This is a genomic window from Pseudomonas sp. 8 R 14, assembly GCF_900005955.1.
Lineage (GTDB): Bacteria > Pseudomonadota > Gammaproteobacteria > Pseudomonadales > Pseudomonadaceae > Aquipseudomonas > Aquipseudomonas marginalis.
In genome coordinates, this window is record NZ_CVTH01000058.1 from 394,336 (window position 1) to 411,455 (window position 17,120).

Genomic DNA, 17,120 nt, shown 5'->3' on the forward strand with positions numbered 1-17,120 from the left:
GTAGATCTAGTCGAGGGCTTTCCAGATTTCCGTAGCGTACTCGCGGATCGTCCGGTCCGACGAGAACCAGCCCATCCGTGCGGTATTGAGCACCGCCGAACGCCACCACGCCTTGGAATCATGCCAATGCGCTTCGACCCGCGCCTGGGCGTCCCAGTAGGAATCGAAGTCGGCGCAGACCAGGAAGCGGTCGTAGTCGATCAACCCGTCGATCAAGCCCACATAGCGGCCCGGATCGTCCGGCGAGAACACCCCGCCCCGAATCGCTTGCAGCACATCGTTCAGACGATGGGACGCCGCAATATCGGGCCCGGCGTTGAATTCCCCGGCGTGTTTACGTGCCTCGACCTGCTGTGCGCTGAGACCGAAGATAAACATGTGATCGGCGCCCACGCGCTCGTGCATCTCCACGTTGGCGCCGTCCATGGTGCCGATGGTCAGCGCGCCGTTGAGGCCGAACTTCATGTTGCTGGTGCCCGAGGCTTCAAAGCCGGCGGTGGAGATCTGCTCCGACAAGTCCGCCGCCGGGATGATGCTTTCCGCCAGGCTGACGTTGTAGTTGGGCAGGAACACCACCTTGAGCAGCCCACGTACGGTCGGGTCGTTGTTGACGGTGCGCGCGATGTCGTTGGTCAGCTTGATGATCAACTTGGCCTGGTGATAGCTGGCCGCCGCCTTGCCCGCGAAGATCTTCACCCGTGGCACCCAGTCGGTGCCCGGCTCGGCACGGATCGCCTGGTACAGCGCCACGGTGTGCAGCAGGTTGAGCAACTGGCGCTTGTATTCGTGGATACGCTTGACCTGCACGTCGAACATCGCCGCCGGGTTCACCGAAATGCCCAGGCGCTCATGGATGATCTCGGCCAGCGCACGCTTGCTGTGCAGGCGCTGGTCGGCAAAGGCTTTGCGGAAGGTCTGTTTCTCGGCGAAGGTTTCCAGCTCGCCCAGGCGGGTTTCGATGTTGTCGAGAATGTCCGGGCCCAAGGCTTCCACCAGCATATCGGTGAGCTTGGGGTTGGCCTGGTACAGCCAGCGGCGGAAGGTAATGCCGTTGGTCTTGTTGTTGATGCGCTCCGGGTAGAGCTTGTGCAGTTCGGAGAACACCGTGCTGCGCATCAGTTGGGTGTGCAGGCCGGACACGCCGTTGACGCTGTGGGAGCCGAGGAACGCCAGATTGCCCATGCGCACACGGCGGCCGTTGTCTTCTTCGATCAGTGACACAGCGCGCAGCACGTCGAAGTCATGGATGCCCTTGGCGCGCAGCGCATCGATGTGCTGGGCGTTGATCAGGTAGATGATCTGCATGTGCCGGGGCAGCATGCGCTCCATCAGGCCGACCGGCCAGGTTTCCAGGGCTTCGGGCAACAGGGTGTGGTTGGTGTACGACAGGGTTTCGACGGTCACATCCCACGCGGCTTCCCACGGAATGTCGTGCAGGTCGACCAACTGGCGCATCAACTCAGCCACGGCGATCGAGGGGTGGGTGTCGTTGAGTTGGATCGCCGCGTGTTCGCCCAGGCTCAGGACCGAGCCGTGCATGTTTTTGTGGCGGCGCAACAGGTCTTGCAAGGAGGCGGCGACGAAGAAGTATTCCTGGCGCAGGCGCAGTTCCTGCCCCGCTTCGGTGCTGTCCGCCGGGTAAAGCACTCGGGAGATGCTCTCGGCGCGGGCCACTTCGGCGACGGCGCCCAGGTGGTCACCGGCGTTGAAGCGCTCCAGGTGCAGGTCTTCCACCGCACGGGCACGCCACAGGCGCAAGGTATTCACGCTGGCGCCGCGCCAGCCGACCACCGGGGTGTCGTAGGCAACGGCACGCACGGTTTCGTTGGGCGTCCACACTTGGATCAGCTTGCCGGAGGCATCCGGCAGGGTCTCGACGCTGCCGCCAAAGCCAATCGGGTAAATCACCTCGGCCCGCTCGAATTCCCACGGGTTGCCGAAATCCAGCCAGCGTTCGGTCTGTTCCTGCTGCCAGCCATCGACAATCGCCTGGCGGAACAAGCCGTGCTCATAACGAATGCCATAACCATGGCCGGCGATGCCCAAGGTCGACATGCTTTCCATAAAGCACGCGGCCAGACGGCCGAGGCCGCCGTTGCCAAGCGCCGCGTCGGGCTCCAGCAGGCGAATGCGTTCGAGGTCCACACCCAGCTCGGACAAGGCTTCGCGAGCGATCTCCAGCACGCCGAGGTTGCTCAGGCTGTCGTAGAGCAGGCGGCCGATAAGGAATTCCAGGGAGAGGTAATAAACCCGCTTCTGGCCTTTGCGGTAGATACGCCGCGTGTGATCCATCCAGTGGTCGACCATCTGGTCGCGGGCGGCCAAGGCAATGGCTTCGAACCAGTCATGGTCGAAGGCATGGTCCGGGTCTTTGCCCACCGCGTAGGTGAGTTTGGTCAAGACAGCATCGCGGAATGCGGCTACCTCTGCTTCTCGTGCAAGCGGTTCCTGAGACATCGGTGTGACCTCGGGCGAGATTGAAAGAGTTGCTAGAGCCTAGTCGGTCTGACAGACGGTAGACGCTCTGGTTCGGCAGTTTTTTAACTCATTCACCTTTACAGGCATTTGATGCAGGGGTCGTGCCCGATCGGCCCATGTCCAGCCTTTGAGCTGAAATACGCAAAATATTGTTCAAAAAACCACCAATCCCGGTATGATCGCGCGCCCGGATACAGCCCCACCTTTTGGAACCCCGATGAAGCCTCAACTGATCGCCGCCGCGGAACTCGACCGTCTCGAGACTTGGCAGAAATATTCCGCCCATATGTGCGGCGGCTGCGTGTCCAGCTGCTGCACGCTGCCGGTTGAGGTGAAGATCAAGGACCTGATCCGCATTGGCATCGTCGATGAATTCGAGCGCGGCGACCCGCCGAAGAACATCGCCAAGCGGTTGCAGAAGGAAGGCATCGTCGAGCGCTACAACAACAAATCCGAGATTTTTACCCTGCAGCGCATGAGCAACAACGACTGCCTGTACCTGGATCGTAAGACGCGCTTCTGCACTATTTATGACAAGCGCCCGGATACTTGCCGCAACCACCCGAAGATCGGGCCGCGCCCGGGGTATTGCGCGTACAAGCCGAAGGAAGTGGTGCGCGAGACCAAGTTCAAGACCCTCGACAAGTTCTGATCACAACCTTGTAGTTAGCGGGCTTGTTGTGGTGAGCGGGCTTGCCCCGCGCTGGGCTGCGAAGCGGCCCTAACCCGGTCTCTGCATTTTTCCAGATAAAACTCAGGTGCCTGGATTTGGGGTGGCTTCGCCACCCAGCGCGGGGCAAGCCCGCTCACTACAAGAGCCCGCACAACACAAATTGCAGGCATAAAAAAACGCCCCCGGCCTTTCGACCGGGGGCGTTTTTCATTCAGCCTGAGTTAACTCAGTTCTTGGCTTTCTTGGCAGCGCGGGTACGCTCGCCTTCGTCCAGGATCTTCTTACGCAGGCGGATCGACTTAGGCGTGACTTCGCACAGCTCGTCGTCCTGGATGAATTCCAGGGCCTGTTCCAGGGTGAAGCGAACAGGTGGGACCAGGGCGATGGTTTCGTCTTTGCCCGAAGCACGCATGTTGTCGAGCTTCTTGCCTTTGGTTGGGTTGACGCCCATGTCGTTGTCACGGCTGTTCAGGCCAACGATCTGGCCGTTGTAGATCTCTTGACCGTGCTCAACGAACAGCTTGCCACGCGCCTGGAGGGTTTCCAGGGAGTAGGTCAGTGCCTTGCCGGTTTCTACCGATACCAGGACACCGTTCTGACGGCCGGACATGTCGCCGGACTTCATGGTGTCGTAGCGATCGAAGATCGAGGTCAGGATGCCAGCACCGTTGGTCAGGGTCAGGAACTGGTTACGGAAACCGATCAGACCACGAGCAGGAATGTTGTATTCCAGACGCACACGGCCTTTGCCATCCGGCACCATGTTGGTCAGGTCGCCTTTACGCAGACCCATCTCTTCCATGACCTTGCCCTGGGATTCTTCCGGGGTGTCGATGGTGACGTTTTCGAACGGTTCCTGCTTCACGCCGTCAACCTGACGGATGATCACTTCTGGACGACCAACGCCCATTTCGAAGCCTTCGCGACGCATGGTTTCGATCAGTACCGAGAGGTGCAGCTCACCACGGCCGGAAACCTTGAACTTGTCAGCCGAGTCGCCTTCTTCAACGCGCAGTGCAACGTTGTACAGCAGCTCTTTGTCCAGACGTTCCTTGATGTTACGGGAAGTCACGAACTTGCCTTCTTTACCGCAGAAAGGCGAGTCGTTTACCTGGAAGGTCATGGAAACGGTTGGCTCGTCGACGGTCAGAGGCTTCATCGCCTCAACGTTGTCCGGCTGGCACAGGGTGTCGGAGATGAACAGGGAGTCCATGCCGCTCACGCAGACGATGTCGCCAGCGAAAGCTTCTTCAACGTCGATACGGTGCAGACCGTGGTGACCCATCAGCTTCAGGATACGACCGTTACGCTTCTTGCCGTCGGCGCCGATAGCAACAACCGGGGTGTTCGGCTTGACGCTACCACGAGCGATACGGCCAACGCCGATAACACCCAGGAAGCTGTTGTAGTCCAGTGCCGAGATTTGCATCTGGAACGGACCATCACGGTCAACTTTAGGCGCCGGTACGTTGTCGACGATCGACTGGTACAGCGGGGTCATGTCTTCAGCCATGTCGGTGTGTTCCAGACCGGCAATGCCGTTCAGGGCCGAGGCGTAGACGACTTTGAAGTCCAGCTGTTCTTCGGTGGCACCCAGGTTGTCGAACAGGTCGAAGATCTGGTCCAGAACCCAGTCCGGACGCGCGCCTGGACGGTCAACCTTGTTGATGCACACGATCGGACGCAGGCCGGCTTCGAAAGCCTTCTTGGTCACGAAACGGGTTTGCGGCATAGGGCCGTCTTGAGCGTCAACCAGCAGCAGAACGGAGTCAACCATCGACATTACGCGTTCTACTTCGCCGCCGAAGTCGGCGTGGCCCGGGGTATCCACGATGTTGATGTGGTAGCCGTTCCAGTTGATAGCGGTGTTTTTTGCCAGGATGGTAATACCGCGCTCTTTTTCCTGGTCGTTGGAGTCCATCACGCGCTCGTCGTTGAGCTCGTTGCGCTCCAGGGTGCCGGATTGACGCAGGAGTTTGTCTACCAGGGTGGTTTTACCATGGTCAACGTGGGCAATGATGGCGATGTTACGTAGATTTTCGATCACTTGTGTATCTCGATCAGAGGATTCGGTGTGCTGACAGGTCGTGGCAGCGATTAACAGTAGAGTCAGGCCTTGCCGTTACAGCTTGACGGCAGAGTCGGGGGGCCGGTGACGCAGGCCACAGGCAAACAGCCCCGGGCTCTTAGCTCGGTCGATAAACGCGCACATTGGCATGCCCCTCACTGAGCAAATGGTGGGCATGCAGGCGACTCATCACGCCTTTGTCGCAATACAACAGGTACTGACGGCTGTTATCCAGTTCCTTGAAACGCGCGTTCAATGCATAGAACGGCAGCGTTTGTACGTCGATGCCGGCGACTTCCAGCGGCTCATCTTCAGCGGCATCCGGGTGACGGATGTCGATGACGATTTGTCCGGCCAGGGCTTCGCTGACTTCTTCGATCTGCACATCCTGGCCCAGTTCGTCGATAACACGATCGATCGGGACCAGCTTGGCGTTCTCGAGCGCACGCTCCAGAACCGCCATATCAAACTGTTGTTCTTCGTACTCCACGCGGTTGCGCTTGGCGTGGGTCTTGGGGTTCACCGAAATGACCCCGCAATATTCAGGCATGTGCTTGGCAAAGTCGGCGGTGCCGATTTCTTCTGCCAAGTCGATGATGTCCTGCTTGTGGCTGGCGATCAGCGGACGCAGTACCAGCTTTTCAGTCACGCAATCGATCAGTGACAGGTTCGGCAGCGTCTGGCTGGAAACCTGGGAAATCGCTTCACCGGTCACCAGCGCGTCGATCTGCAACTGATCGGCGATTCGGGACGCAGCGCGCAACATCATACGCTTCAAAACTACGCCCATATGACTGTTATCGACTTTACCGAGAATTTCGCCCAGCACTTCCTCGAACGGTACGCTCACAAATAGCACGCGCTGGGAGCTGCCGTACTTCTTCCAGATAAAGTGCGCAACCTCCATCACGCCCAATTCGTGTGCACGCCCGCCCAGGTTAAAGAAGCAGAAGTGGCTCATCAGGCCGCGGCGCATGATCTGGTAGGCCGCTACCGTGGAATCGAAACCGCCGGACATGAGGACCAGGGTCTGTTCCAGGGCGCCCAGCGGGTAGCCGCCGATGCTGTCGTGCTGGCTGTGAATCACAAACAACCGTTGGTCGCGAATTTCCATGCGCACTTCAATTTGCGGCGCCTTGAGGGAAATTCCGGCGGCGCCGCACTCGCGACGCAGCTTGCTGCCGACGTATTTCTCGACGTCCATGGAGCTGAACGGGTGCTTGCCGGCACGCTTGCACCGCACCGAAAAAATCTTGCCTTCAAGGCTGTCGCCGAAGTGCCGTTTGCATTTTTCGGTGATGTCGTCGAAGTCCCCCAGCGGGTACTCATCCACCTGCAGGAAATGCGCGATACCCGGCATGCAGCTCAGGCGCTCGGTCATGTCCTTCAAGGCTTTGACGTCGGTCAGGCGGGTTTCCAGCTCGAGGTTGTCCCACACACCGTTCACCACCACAGCCGGGTCCAGATCGCGGAGCACGGCACGGATGTTCTTGGCCAACTGACGGATGAAACGCATCCGTACCGGTCGGCTCTTGATGGTGATCTCGGGGAAGACTTTAACGATTAATTTCATGGAAACAGCGCGCGCAGGGCCTGCCGAAAAAGGGGGGCGCGGATTATAGCGGAAATCGTTCAAGGTTTAACCAGTTAATATGCACAACACTCGACTCGCACTAAAGAGGTGCATTTGCATCGCCTTGCGCCACATTTCGGTGCTCGTATTTCAGGCTTTTGTCGCTATGTACCCTTTATAGGGCGTTTTTGGAGCAAAAAACCCATGTTGGCGCACTGGCATGCAATTTGCTCTCTTGTGAGGCAGGTTGCCATGGCGGACTATCCGCGCCGGCATCACCCACATTCTAAGGGCTAACTCCACTACCCCAGCCCGAAGCCACCCGGAGGACACTATGTCGAAGTCGGTTCAACTCATCAAAGATCATGACGTTAAATGGATTGATCTGCGCTTCACGGACACCAAAGGCACTCAGCACCACGTGACCATGCCGGCTCGCGACGCGCTGGATGATGCTTTCTTCGAAGAAGGCAAAATGTTCGACGGCTCCTCCATCGCTGGCTGGAAAGGCATCGAAGCCTCCGACATGATCCTGATGCCGGACGACAGCACTGCCGTCCTCGACCCGTTCACCGAAGACCCTACCCTGATCATCGTCTGCGACGTGATCGAGCCTTCGACCATGCAAGGCTACGACCGCGACCCACGTGCGATCGCCAAGCGTGCCGAGGAATACCTGAAGTCCACCGGTATCGGCGACACCGTATTCGTAGGCCCGGAGCCGGAATTCTTCATCTTTGATTCGGTCAAGTTCAAGTCCGACATCTCCGGTTCGATGTTCAAGATCTTCTCCGAACAAGGTTCGTGGATGTCCGACCAAGACGTGGAAGGCGGCAACAAAGGCCACCGTCCAGGCATCAAAGGTGGCTACTTCCCGGTTCCGCCGTTCGACCACGACCACGAAATCCGTACCTCCATGTGCAACGCCATGGAAGAAATGGGCCTGGTCATCGAAGTTCACCACCACGAAGTGGCGACTGCCGGCCAGAACGAAATCGGTGTGAAGTTCAACACCCTGGTCGCCAAGGCTGACGAAGTCCAGACCCTGAAGTACTGCGTACACAACGTGGCTGATGCCTACGGCCGTACCGCTACCTTCATGCCTAAGCCACTGTACGGCGATAACGGTTCGGGTATGCACGTTCACCTGTCCATCGCCAAAGAAGGCAAGAACACCTTCGCTGGCGAAGGTTATGCCGGCCTGTCCGACACCGCCCTGTACTTCATCGGCGGCATCATCAAGCACGGTAAGGCCCTGAACGGCTTCACCAACCCGTCGACCAACTCCTACAAGCGTCTGGTCCCAGGTTTCGAAGCGCCGGTCATGCTGGCCTACTCGGCTCGCAACCGTTCCGCCTCGATCCGTATTCCTTACGTATCCAGCCCGCGCGCTCGCCGTATCGAAGCTCGCTTCCCGGATCCAGCAGCCAACCCATACCTGGCCTTCGCTGCCCTGGTCATGGCCGGCCTGGACGGTATCCAGAACAAGATCCACCCTGGCGACGCCGCCGACAAAAACTTGTACGACCTGCCGCCTGAAGAGGCCAAAGAGATCCCACAAGTGTGCGGCAGCCTGAAAGAAGCCCTGGAAGAGCTGGACAAGGGCCGTGCGTTCCTGACCAAAGGCGGCGTATTCAGCGACGACTTCATCGATGCCTACATCGAGCTGAAAAGCGAAGAAGAAATCAAAGTACGCACCTTCGTACACCCACTGGAATACGAGCTGTACTACAGCTGCTGATCCGGTAGCGCTGCTTAAGGTGGCGTGATGCGAAAAGACCTCCTTCGGGAGGTCTTTTTTTGCCTGGGGATTGTCAGGTGGCTGCTCGGCGGTCGAGCATATGGCTGACCATCGAAGACGGAGGGCGGTGGATTTGGGGTTGGCTTGAGCCCTACGCGACCACTGTAGGAGCGAGCTTGCTCGCGAAAAACGCCAGGGCACCGCATTTCTTCAACATTTACGCGTTATCGTTAACGACCTTCGCGAGCAAGCTCGCTCCTACAGGGGGATTTCCTTTGAAACATCGACTTGCGTTCACTTTGTTCTTTATCAGCGCCAGTGCATTGGCTGCGCCACCTACGCTTGAGCCTTTACTCAACAGCATCGCCGAACGCCTGGAAATCGCCGACCAGGTGGCGCTGAGCAAATGGGACAGCAAAAAACCGGTGGAAGATAAGAAGCGCGAACAAGAAGTGATCGCCAGCGTTGTCGCCCAGGCGCCGAGCTACAAACTGGCACCCGCCGCCGCCGAGCAATTCTTCTCGGCCCAGATCGAGGCAAACAAGCTGGTGCAGTACACCCACCTGTCCGATTGGCAGTTCCAGGGCAAGGCACCCGACGATCCGCGCCCGGACCTGGTGAAGCAGATTCGCCCGCAGCTGGATCAATTGCAAACACGCCTGCTGCAACAACTGGCGGACTTCACCCCCCAACGTACCGACCCGCAGTGCCCTCACTGGCTGGCCGAAGCGGTGCATGAGCCGCTGAACGACCCGCTGCGGCAACTGGCGATGATCCGCGCCACGGCTGAGCTGTGTATTCGCACAGGCCAATAACGGATGACACCCACATTATTTTAGGCACCTTCCGGCATCCCTCCCCGAACAGCGATCGTAGCCTTACCGGCCACTCAGCGAACGGGATGAAACCAACCATGGAAGCCCTCAAATGCTTGATCGCAACAGCGGCCTGCTTGTCTGCCCTAGGCTGCAGCAGCCAGCCGAAAGTCGTCGTGCAAATCGAAAAGGAAATCCTGCTGCAGAGCAGCGCTTCATGGGACGGAACACCTTACAAGGCTTATCCCTCCGGCCCGCCGGAACTCACGCTGTTGCGGCTCAAGATCCCCGCGAATACGCAGTTACCCTGGCACAGCCACCCCATGCCGAACGCAGCGTATATCCTCTCGGGCGAGTTGATCGTTGAAGCCCGTAAAGGTGGGCAAGCCCTCACCCTGACACAAGGGCAAACCCTGGCCGAGATGGTAGGCACAGTCCATCGCGGCAGAACCGGGAGCACACCGGTGGAACTGCTGGTCTTTTACGCCGGCAGCGCGGGCATGCCACTCTCCCAGCCACACTGATAAAGCCCCACCACTGAGATCGCTCTCGCACAGCCGCCGAGAGCACTCTCTCATCACTTCCTGAACAAACCTCACAAAACCGCACTATATTGGTGCGACGACCTGCACCCTTCCCACTGACTCACCCCATTTTGGTTCGAAACTTCCCGGCCAAGCTGGCAGAACGCCACAGTTTCGCGCCTTAAACCCCTATTTCAGGGGATTAACGCTTCTTTTCGGAGCCTTGGTTTGGTTTTTGCATTTTCCTTGTATCAGCGCGTGCCTCAAGCCCGCGCCTTGCTCCAAAAGAGGTCCCGATGACCATCAGCGATGCACTGCACCGTTTGTTACTCGACAATCTGACTACCGCGACCATCCTGCTCAATGACGACCTGCGCCTTGAGTACATGAACCCGGCGGCGGAGATGCTCCTGGCCATCAGCGGCCAGCGCAGCCATGGGCAGTTCATCAGCGAATTGTTCACCGAGTCGGCCGAAGCCTTGAGTTCATTGCGCCAGGCGGTGGAGCAGGCACATCCGTTCACCAAGCGTGAAGCGATGCTCACGGCACTGACCGGCCAGACGCTGACCGTCGACTACGCCGTCACCCCGATCTTGAGCAACGGCGCGACCCTGCTGCTGCTCGAAGTGCACCCCCGCGACCGCCTGTTGCGCATCACCAAGGAAGAAGCCCAGCTGTCCAAGCAGGAGACCAGCAAGATGCTGGTGCGCGGCCTGGCCCATGAGATCAAGAACCCGCTGGGCGGCATTCGCGGCGCGGCGCAGTTGCTGGCCCGCGAGCTGCCGGACGAGCACCTCAAGGACTACACCAACGTCATCATCGAAGAGGCTGACCGCCTGCGTAACCTGGTGGACCGCATGCTCGGCTCCAACAAGCTGCCGTCGCTGGCGATGACCAACGTGCACGAAGTACTTGAGCGCGTCTGTCAGTTGGTAGAAGCCGAAAGCCAGGGCTGCATCACCTTGGTGCGCGACTACGACCCGAGCATTCCCGACGTGTTGATCGACCGCGAGCAGATGATCCAGGCGGTGCTCAACATCGTGCGCAACGCCATGCAGGCCATCAGCAGCCAGAACGAGCTGCGCCTTGGCCGCATCAGCCTGCGCACCCGTGCCCTGCGCCAGTTCACCATCGGCCACGTGCGCCATCGCCTGGTGACCAAGGTCGAGATCATCGACAACGGCCCAGGCATTCCTGCGGAACTTCAGGAAACCATCTTCTTTCCCATGGTCAGCGGCCGCCCGGACGGTACCGGGCTGGGCCTGGCCATTACCCAGAACATCATCAGCCAGCACCAGGGTCTGATCGAATGTGAAAGCCATCCCGGCCACACCACGTTCTCGATCTTTCTGCCTCTGGAACAAGGAGCCCCATCGACATGAGCCGTAGTGAAACTGTGTGGATCGTCGATGACGACCGTTCTATCCGCTGGGTCCTCGAGAAAGCCTTGCAACAGGAAGGCATGACCACCCAGAGCTTCGACAGCGCCGACGGGGTGATGAGCCGCCTGGCGCGCCAGCAGCCCGACGTGATCATCTCCGACATCCGCATGCCCGGCGCCAGTGGCCTGGACCTGCTGGCGCGGATTCGCGAGCAGCACCCGCGCCTGCCGGTGATCATCATGACTGCGCACTCCGACCTGGACAGCGCTGTCGCGTCCTATCAGGGCGGCGCCTTCGAGTACCTGCCCAAGCCATTTGATGTGGACGAGGCCGTGGCGCTGGTCAAGCGCGCCAACCAGCACGCCCAGGAACAGCAGAACCAGGAAGCCCCGCCGACCCTGACCCGCACCCCGGAAATCATCGGTGAAGCGCCGGCGATGCAGGAAGTGTTTCGCGCCATCGGGCGCTTGAGCCATTCCAACATCACCGTGCTGATCAACGGCGAGTCGGGTACCGGTAAAGAGTTGGTGGCCCACGCCCTGCACCGCCACAGCCCGCGGGCGGCCTCGCCGTTTATCGCGCTGAACATGGCGGCGATCCCCAAGGATCTGATGGAGTCCGAGCTGTTCGGCCATGAGAAAGGCGCGTTCACCGGCGCAGCCAACCTGCGTCGCGGCCGCTTCGAACAGGCGGACGGCGGCACGCTGTTCCTCGATGAAATCGGCGACATGCCGGCCGACACCCAGACCCGCCTGCTGCGCGTACTGGCGGACGGCGAGTTCTACCGCGTGGGCGGGCACACACCGGTCAAGGTCGATGTGCGCATCATCGCCGCGACTCACCAGAACCTGGAAACCCTGGTGCACGCCGGCAAGTTCCGTGAAGACTTGTTCCACCGTCTCAACGTGATCCGCATCCACATCCCACGTATGTCGGACCGTCGCGAAGATATCCCGACCCTCGCCCGCCACTTCCTCAGCCGCGCCGCCCAGGAGCTGGCCGTCGAGCCGAAGCTGCTGAAAAGCGAGACCGAGGAATACCTGAAGAACCTGCCATGGCCCGGCAACGTGCGCCAGCTGGAGAACACCTGCCGCTGGATCACCGTGATGGCGTCCGGCCGCGAAGTGCATATCGGCGACCTGCCGCCGGAGCTGTTGAGCCTGCCGCAGGATTCGGCACCGGTGACCAACTGGGAACAGGCGCTGCGCCAATGGGCCGACCAGGCCCTGGCACGCGGCCAGTCGAACCTGCTGGACAGCGCCGTACCGGCCTTCGAGCGGATCATGATCGAAACCGCCCTCAAGCACACCGCCGGCCGCCGTCGCGATGCCGCCGTGTTGCTGGGTTGGGGTCGCAATACCCTGACGCGCAAGATCAAGGAGCTGGGCATGAAGGTCGATGGTGGTGATGACGATGAGGGCGACGACGCCTGATCTCCAATCTACCGAGGTCTAATGTGGGAGGGGGCTTGCTCCCGATAGCGGTGGATCAGTCAGATAGATATCGACTGACACTCCGCCATCGGGAGCAAGCCCCCTCTCACATTTGGACCTCCACACGGACTCAGAACCGTGCACCGCTTCAATGCACCCTGTTCTAGCATCGCGCACACGTTCCAAGCCCGAGGCAAGCCTCTTGTTAAAAAAATGCTGAACCCCGAAAACACCAAAGCCCCGTATTCCGGGGCTTTGCGCTTTCTGGAGAAATTTTTTGGCACAACTCAGCCACTCTGGCACGCGCCCTGCAATAACCCCAGTACAACCCAGTTTCGGGGACCTTGGTACAGGCAGGCCGAGAATCCCCTCTTTACACACGGGGTGCTTGATGCGAACCGCGTCGCGCTCCACACCGCTTTCGGGAACCTCGGTACAGGCAGGCCGGGGATTCCCTCTTTAACACCGAAGCCTCTGGCTTCACCCCGTTTTGGGAGCCCTGGTACAGGCAGGCCGGGAACTCCCTCTTTTATTGCTCTTGGAGATGGATCTCCAGCCGCCAGCGGTCATCGACCTCCTCGCCCTTCCACTCCCCGCGCAACGGCCGAGCCGCCACCAGGTTCAGCAGCAAGCCCGCATCGGTCTTGCGCACGCGCCAGTTCACATCCTTGTCGTTGACCTTGAGCTGCCCGCTGGCGGCTTTGCCTTGTGCATCGAACAACAGCGCCACGGTGCCGTCGATGTGCTCGCCGTGCAGCTTGGGTTCGCTGTTGAACCACACCACCACACCGTCCGCCGCCGTCTCTATCTGCTGCAACTCGACCGGGTCAGGGGTGGTCAGGCGGCCGATCATCAGGCCCACCATCAGGCCGACAATCGCCAATGAGCCCATGACCCTCGGCATTAGCTTCGGTCTTGGGTCTTCTTCAGGGGTAGAATGCAGCGCATCTTTGCCTTCGGAGCCGTGCATGTTTCACGTCATCCTTTTTCAACCAGAAATTCCGCCGAATACCGGCAACGTTATCAGGCTGTGCGCCAACAGTGGCTGCCACCTGCATTTGATCGAGCCCCTGGGCTTCGACATGGACGACAAGCGCCTGCGCCGTGCCGGCCTGGACTACCACGAGTATGCCACCCTGCAGCGCCATGCCGACCTGGCCAGCTGCCTGGAAAGCCTGGGCCACCCACGGCTGTTCGCGTTCACCACCAAGGGTTCGCGACCGTTCCATGATGCCAGCTTCGCCGAAGGCGACGCCTTCCTGTTCGGCCCGGAAAGCCGTGGCCTGCCGGCCGACGTACTCGACGCCCTGCCGGACGGGCATCGCCTGCGCCTGCCGATGCGCGAAGGCTGCCGCAGCCTGAACCTGTCGAACACCGTCGCCGTTGCCGTCTACGAAGGCTGGCGCCAACTCGGCTTCAAGTAACACACATAACAAATGTGGGAGGGGGCTTGCCCCCGATGGCGGAGTGTCAGTCGACATCTACGTGACTGATCCACCGCTATCGGGAGCAAGCCCCCTCCCACATTGGGTTCGAGATTACTGAACCGTCGGTGCGCCTTCCTGTTGCATGCGCTGCAGCTCTTGAGCGTACAGGGCATCGAAGTTCACCGGAGCCAGCATCAACGCCGGGAACGAACCACGGGTGACCAGGCTGTCCAGGGTCTCGCGGGCATACGGGAACAGGATGTTCGGGCAGAACGCACCCAGGGTGTGGCTCATGGACGCTTCGTCCAGGCCCTGGATCAGGAAGATACCGGCCTGTTGCACTTCAGCGATGAAGGCCACTTCTTCGCCATTCTTGACGGTGACCGACAAGGTCAGCACGACTTCGTGGAAATCGCCTTCCAGTGCCTTTTGACGGGTGTTCAGGTCCAGGGCAACGCTTGGGGTCCATTCCTGGCGGAAGATAGCCGGGCTTTTCGGCGCTTCGAACGACAAGTCACGCACATAGATACGCTGCAGCGAAAATTGTGGGCCTTGGGCTTCTGCTGCTTCGGTGTTCTGTTGGTCAGTCATCGCAGATCCTTCTTGATCTTGGGGTCTTTTAGGGGTTAGGAGTCAGACGAGCAGCAGCGCATCGAGTTTACCGGCGCGCTCCAGGGCAAACAGGTCGTCGCAACCACCGATGTGTTTGGCGCCGATCCAGATCTGCGGCACTGACGTGCGCCCCGCCTTCTGGGCCATTTCGGCACGCACCTGGGGTTTGCCATCGACCTTGATCTCTTCGAAGGCAACGCCCTTTTTCTCCAGCAGGGCCTTGGCCCGCATGCAGTAAGGGCACCAATCGCTGGAATATACGACGACCTGGCTCATATCACTTCACCAGCGGCAGGTTATCGGCGCGCCAGCTGCTGATGCCACCGGACAGCTTGGCGGCGGTGAAACCGGTCTTGAGCATCTCGCGGGCGTGGGTACCGGCGTGCTGGCCCTGGGCGTCGACCAGGATGATGGTCTTGGCCTTGTGCTTTTCCAGCTCGGCCAGGCGCGCGATCAGCTTGTCCTGAGGAATGTTCAGGGCACCGACGATGTGGCCGGCGGCGAAATCCTTGACTGGGCGGATATCCACCACAATGGCCTCATCCTTGTTGACCAGCGCGGTCAGCTCCGACGTGCTCAGGCTGCGGCCACCACGGCTCAATTCGTGAGCGATCAGCAGCGCCAGCAGGATGACGAAGGCACCCACGAGCAGATAGTGGGCAGTGGCAAATGCAATCAGGTGATCAACCATCAAGGAGGTTCCAGGGCGTTAAAATGGCGGTAAGTATACACAGCCGTCAGGGGGGGCCAACCCCCGTAAAGCGGTGACGTGGTCGGAACTTCGCTTTAAACTGCCACTCCCTTTTCAATTGCCTTCCTTTATTACCGCCGCGAGAGGATCTATGACTACCACGCCTAAACCTTTGGTCCTGATAATTCTCGATGGCTTCGGACACAGTGAAAGCCACCACGACAACGCGGTGTACGCGGCCAAGAAGCCCGTACTCGACCGCCTGACCGCGACGGTGCCCAACGGCCTGATCTCCGGCTCGGGCATGGACGTGGGCCTGCCGGACGGCCAGATGGGCAACTCGGAAGTCGGCCACATGAACCTCGGCGCCGGACGAGTGGTCTATCAAGACTTCACTCGCGTGACCAAATCGATCCGCGATGGCGAGTTCTTCGAGAACCCGACCCTCTGCGCAGCGGTAGATAAAGCAGTGGCCGCCGGCAAGGCCGTGCACTTCATGGGCCTGCTGTCCGACGGCGGCGTTCACAGTCACCAGGACCATCTGGTGGCAATGGCCGAGCTGGCCTTCAAGCGCGGCGCCGACAAGATCTACCTGCACGCCTTCCTCGATGGCCGCGACACCCCGCCAAAAAGCGCGCAATCCTCCATCGAGCTGCTGGACGCCACTTTCGCCGCCCTGGGCAAGGGCCGCATCGCCAGCCTGGTGGGCCGCTACTTCGCCATGGACCGCGACAACCGTTGGGACCGCGTGTCCCAGGCCTACAACCTGATCGTCGACGGCCAGGCCGAATTCCACGCCGCCACCGCCCAGGAAGGCCTGGAAGCTGCCTACGCCCGTGGCGAGAGCGATGAATTCGTCAAGGCCACCACCATCGGCGAGCCGGTCAAGGTCGAAGACGGCGACGCCGTGGTGTTCATGAACTTCCGCGCCGACCGTGCCCGCGAGCTGAGCCGTGTGTTTGTCGAAGACGGTTTCAAGGAATTCGAGCGGGCGCGCCAGCCAAAAGTCCAATACGTCGGCCTGACCCAATACGCCGCCAGCATCCCGGCCCCCGCTGCCTTTGCTGCCGGCAGCCTGGACAACGTGCTGGGCGACTACCTGGCGAAGAACGGCAAGACCCAGCTGCGTATCGCTGAAACCGAAAAATACGCCCACGTGACCTTCTTCTTCTCCGGCGGCCGTGAAGAACCGTTCCCAGGCGAAGAACGCATCCTGATCCCTTCGCCGAAAGTCGCCACCTACGACCTGCAGCCGGAAATGAGCGCGCCGGAAGTCACCGACAAGATCGTCGACGCCATTGACCACCAGCGTTACGACGTGATCGTGGTCAACTACGCCAACGGTGACATGGTCGGCCACAGCGGCAATCTGGAAGCTGCGACCAAGGCCGTGGAATGCCTGGACCTGTGCGTCGGCCGCATTGTCGAGGCCCTGGAAAAAGTCGGCGGCGAAGCGCTGATCACCGCCGACCACGGCAACTGCGAGCAGATGTCCGACGAAACCACCGGCCAGGCCCATACCGCCCACACCACCGAGCCGGTGCCGTTCATCTACGTCGGCAAGCGCGACTTCAAAGTGCGTGAAGGCGGCGTGCTGGCGGATGTGGCACCGACCATGCTGATGCTGATGGGGTTGGAGAAGCCCAAAGAGATGACCGGGACCTCAATTCTGGTCTGATCTCAACAAACATGTGGGAGGGGCT

General features: G+C 60.1%; 15 protein-coding genes. 8 read left to right on the top strand and 7 right to left on the bottom strand.

The genetic code is table 11. The features are described from left to right. Positions 1 to 6 precede the first annotated feature (6 nt). Complete coding sequence (locus BFQ01_RS14205; RefSeq protein WP_065925746.1) at positions 7 to 2,457, bottom strand: glycogen/starch/alpha-glucan phosphorylase; 2,451 nt, start codon at positions 2,455 to 2,457, stop codon at positions 7 to 9. A 238-nt stretch (positions 2,458 to 2,695) separates the two neighbouring features. Here BFQ01_RS14205 and BFQ01_RS14210 point away from each other — a divergent pair, with 238 nt between their 5' ends. Beyond that, positions 2,696 to 3,130 (top strand): YkgJ family cysteine cluster protein, encoded by a 435-nt coding sequence (locus BFQ01_RS14210; RefSeq protein WP_024072902.1) that lies wholly within the window; start codon positions 2,696 to 2,698, stop codon positions 3,128 to 3,130. A 247-nt stretch (positions 3,131 to 3,377) separates the two neighbouring features. Here the strand turns inward: BFQ01_RS14210 and typA are convergent, their stop codons facing one another. Together typA and thiI are read right to left on the bottom strand one after the other, a co-directional pair. Beyond that, on the bottom strand, positions 3,378 to 5,198 hold the full coding sequence (gene typA, locus BFQ01_RS14215) for a translational GTPase TypA (RefSeq protein WP_032890153.1): 1,821 nt from the start codon (positions 5,196 to 5,198) through the stop codon (positions 3,378 to 3,380). A gap of 139 nt (positions 5,199 to 5,337) precedes the next feature. After that, positions 5,338 to 6,792, bottom strand: coding sequence for a tRNA uracil 4-sulfurtransferase ThiI (thiI, locus tag BFQ01_RS14220; protein ID WP_065925747.1), 1,455 nt, complete (start codon positions 6,790 to 6,792; stop codon positions 5,338 to 5,340). Positions 6,793 to 7,126: 334 nt separating this feature from the next. Between thiI and glnA the strand changes: the two genes are divergently transcribed. The 5 genes from glnA (at position 7,127) to ntrC (ending at position 12,687) form a co-directional block, all read left to right on the top strand. Beyond that, entirely contained in the window at positions 7,127 to 8,533 is a 1,407-nt protein-coding gene (gene glnA, locus BFQ01_RS14225; protein WP_024072899.1) for a glutamate--ammonia ligase, read from the top strand. A 275-nt stretch (positions 8,534 to 8,808) separates the two neighbouring features. After that, a complete protein-coding gene (locus BFQ01_RS14230; protein ID WP_065925748.1) occupies positions 8,809 to 9,348 on the top strand; it encodes a chorismate mutase in 540 nt (179 codons plus the stop codon). Positions 9,349 to 9,446: 98 nt separating this feature from the next. Next, positions 9,447 to 9,872 carry a cupin domain-containing protein gene (locus BFQ01_RS14235; RefSeq protein WP_065925749.1) on the top strand — a complete coding sequence of 142 codons (426 nt, stop codon included), beginning with the start codon at positions 9,447 to 9,449 and terminating at the stop codon, positions 9,870 to 9,872. 296 nt (positions 9,873 to 10,168) lie between these two features. Next, positions 10,169 to 11,254: a nitrogen regulation protein NR(II) gene (glnL, locus tag BFQ01_RS14240; RefSeq protein WP_024072896.1), complete on the top strand. Its 1,086-nt coding sequence runs from the start codon at positions 10,169 to 10,171 to the stop codon at positions 11,252 to 11,254. After that, on the top strand, positions 11,251 to 12,687 hold the full coding sequence (gene ntrC / locus BFQ01_RS14245; protein WP_027605069.1) for a nitrogen regulation protein NR(I): 1,437 nt from the start codon (positions 11,251 to 11,253) through the stop codon (positions 12,685 to 12,687). The genes glnL and ntrC overlap by 4 nt, the downstream gene beginning before the upstream one ends. Before the next feature lie 529 nt (positions 12,688 to 13,216). On the opposite strand, the gene BFQ01_RS14250 is transcribed toward ntrC, so the two are convergent. Continuing rightward, positions 13,217 to 13,657: a hypothetical protein gene (locus BFQ01_RS14250; RefSeq protein WP_053140400.1), complete on the bottom strand. Its 441-nt coding sequence runs from the start codon at positions 13,655 to 13,657 to the stop codon at positions 13,217 to 13,219. Here BFQ01_RS14250 and BFQ01_RS14255 point away from each other — a divergent pair. After that, positions 13,656 to 14,111: a tRNA (cytidine(34)-2'-O)-methyltransferase gene (locus BFQ01_RS14255; protein WP_046070509.1), complete on the top strand. Its 456-nt coding sequence runs from the start codon at positions 13,656 to 13,658 to the stop codon at positions 14,109 to 14,111. The two genes, BFQ01_RS14250 and BFQ01_RS14255, sit on opposite strands and share 2 nt — an antisense overlap. Before the next feature lie 114 nt (positions 14,112 to 14,225). Here BFQ01_RS14255 and secB read toward each other — a convergent pair whose 3' ends face one another. Genes secB through BFQ01_RS14270 form a run of 3 tightly spaced genes read right to left on the bottom strand, consistent with a single transcriptional unit; the run spans position 14,226 to position 15,417 of the window. Next, positions 14,226 to 14,705, bottom strand: a complete 480-nt coding sequence (gene secB, locus BFQ01_RS14260) for a protein-export chaperone SecB (RefSeq protein WP_014716520.1) — start codon at positions 14,703 to 14,705, stop codon at positions 14,226 to 14,228. 42 nt (positions 14,706 to 14,747) lie between these two features. After that, positions 14,748 to 15,002, bottom strand: a complete 255-nt coding sequence (gene grxC, locus BFQ01_RS14265) for a glutaredoxin 3 (protein WP_010213876.1) — start codon at positions 15,000 to 15,002, stop codon at positions 14,748 to 14,750. A gap of 1 nt (position 15,003) precedes the next feature. Continuing rightward, a complete protein-coding gene (locus BFQ01_RS14270) occupies positions 15,004 to 15,417 on the bottom strand; it encodes a rhodanese-like domain-containing protein (protein WP_065925750.1) in 414 nt (137 codons plus the stop codon). 151 nt (positions 15,418 to 15,568) lie between these two features. Here BFQ01_RS14270 and gpmI point away from each other — a divergent pair, with 151 nt between their 5' ends. Beyond that, positions 15,569 to 17,095, top strand: coding sequence for a 2,3-bisphosphoglycerate-independent phosphoglycerate mutase (gene gpmI / locus BFQ01_RS14275; RefSeq protein WP_065925751.1), 1,527 nt, complete (start codon positions 15,569 to 15,571; stop codon positions 17,093 to 17,095). The last annotated feature ends 25 nt before the right edge of the window (positions 17,096 to 17,120 follow it).

Excerpts from the sequence above, each read along its gene's own strand:
- BFQ01_RS14210 (WP_024072902.1), top strand. The coding sequence starts at position 2,696 with ATGAAGCCTCAACTGATCGCCGCCGCGGAACTCGACCGTCTCGAGACT.
- grxC (WP_010213876.1), bottom strand. The coding sequence starts at position 15,002 with ATGAGCCAGGTCGTCGTATATTCCAGCGATTGGTGCCCTTACTGCATG.
- ntrC (WP_027605069.1), top strand. The coding sequence starts at position 11,251 with ATGAGCCGTAGTGAAACTGTGTGGATCGTCGATGACGACCGTTCTATC.
- secB (WP_014716520.1), bottom strand. The coding sequence starts at position 14,705 with ATGACTGACCAACAGAACACCGAAGCAGCAGAAGCCCAAGGCCCACAA.
- BFQ01_RS14270 (WP_065925750.1), bottom strand. The coding sequence starts at position 15,417 with ATGGTTGATCACCTGATTGCATTTGCCACTGCCCACTATCTGCTCGTG.
- BFQ01_RS14205 (WP_065925746.1), bottom strand. The coding sequence starts at position 2,457 with ATGTCTCAGGAACCGCTTGCACGAGAAGCAGAGGTAGCCGCATTCCGC.
- glnL (WP_024072896.1), top strand. The coding sequence starts at position 10,169 with ATGACCATCAGCGATGCACTGCACCGTTTGTTACTCGACAATCTGACT.
- BFQ01_RS14255 (WP_046070509.1), top strand. The coding sequence starts at position 13,656 with ATGTTTCACGTCATCCTTTTTCAACCAGAAATTCCGCCGAATACCGGC.
- glnA (WP_024072899.1), top strand. The coding sequence starts at position 7,127 with ATGTCGAAGTCGGTTCAACTCATCAAAGATCATGACGTTAAATGGATT.
- thiI (WP_065925747.1), bottom strand. The coding sequence starts at position 6,792 with ATGAAATTAATCGTTAAAGTCTTCCCCGAGATCACCATCAAGAGCCGA.
- BFQ01_RS14235 (WP_065925749.1), top strand. The coding sequence starts at position 9,447 with ATGGAAGCCCTCAAATGCTTGATCGCAACAGCGGCCTGCTTGTCTGCC.
- BFQ01_RS14250 (WP_053140400.1), bottom strand. The coding sequence starts at position 13,657 with ATGCACGGCTCCGAAGGCAAAGATGCGCTGCATTCTACCCCTGAAGAA.
- gpmI (WP_065925751.1), top strand. The coding sequence starts at position 15,569 with ATGACTACCACGCCTAAACCTTTGGTCCTGATAATTCTCGATGGCTTC.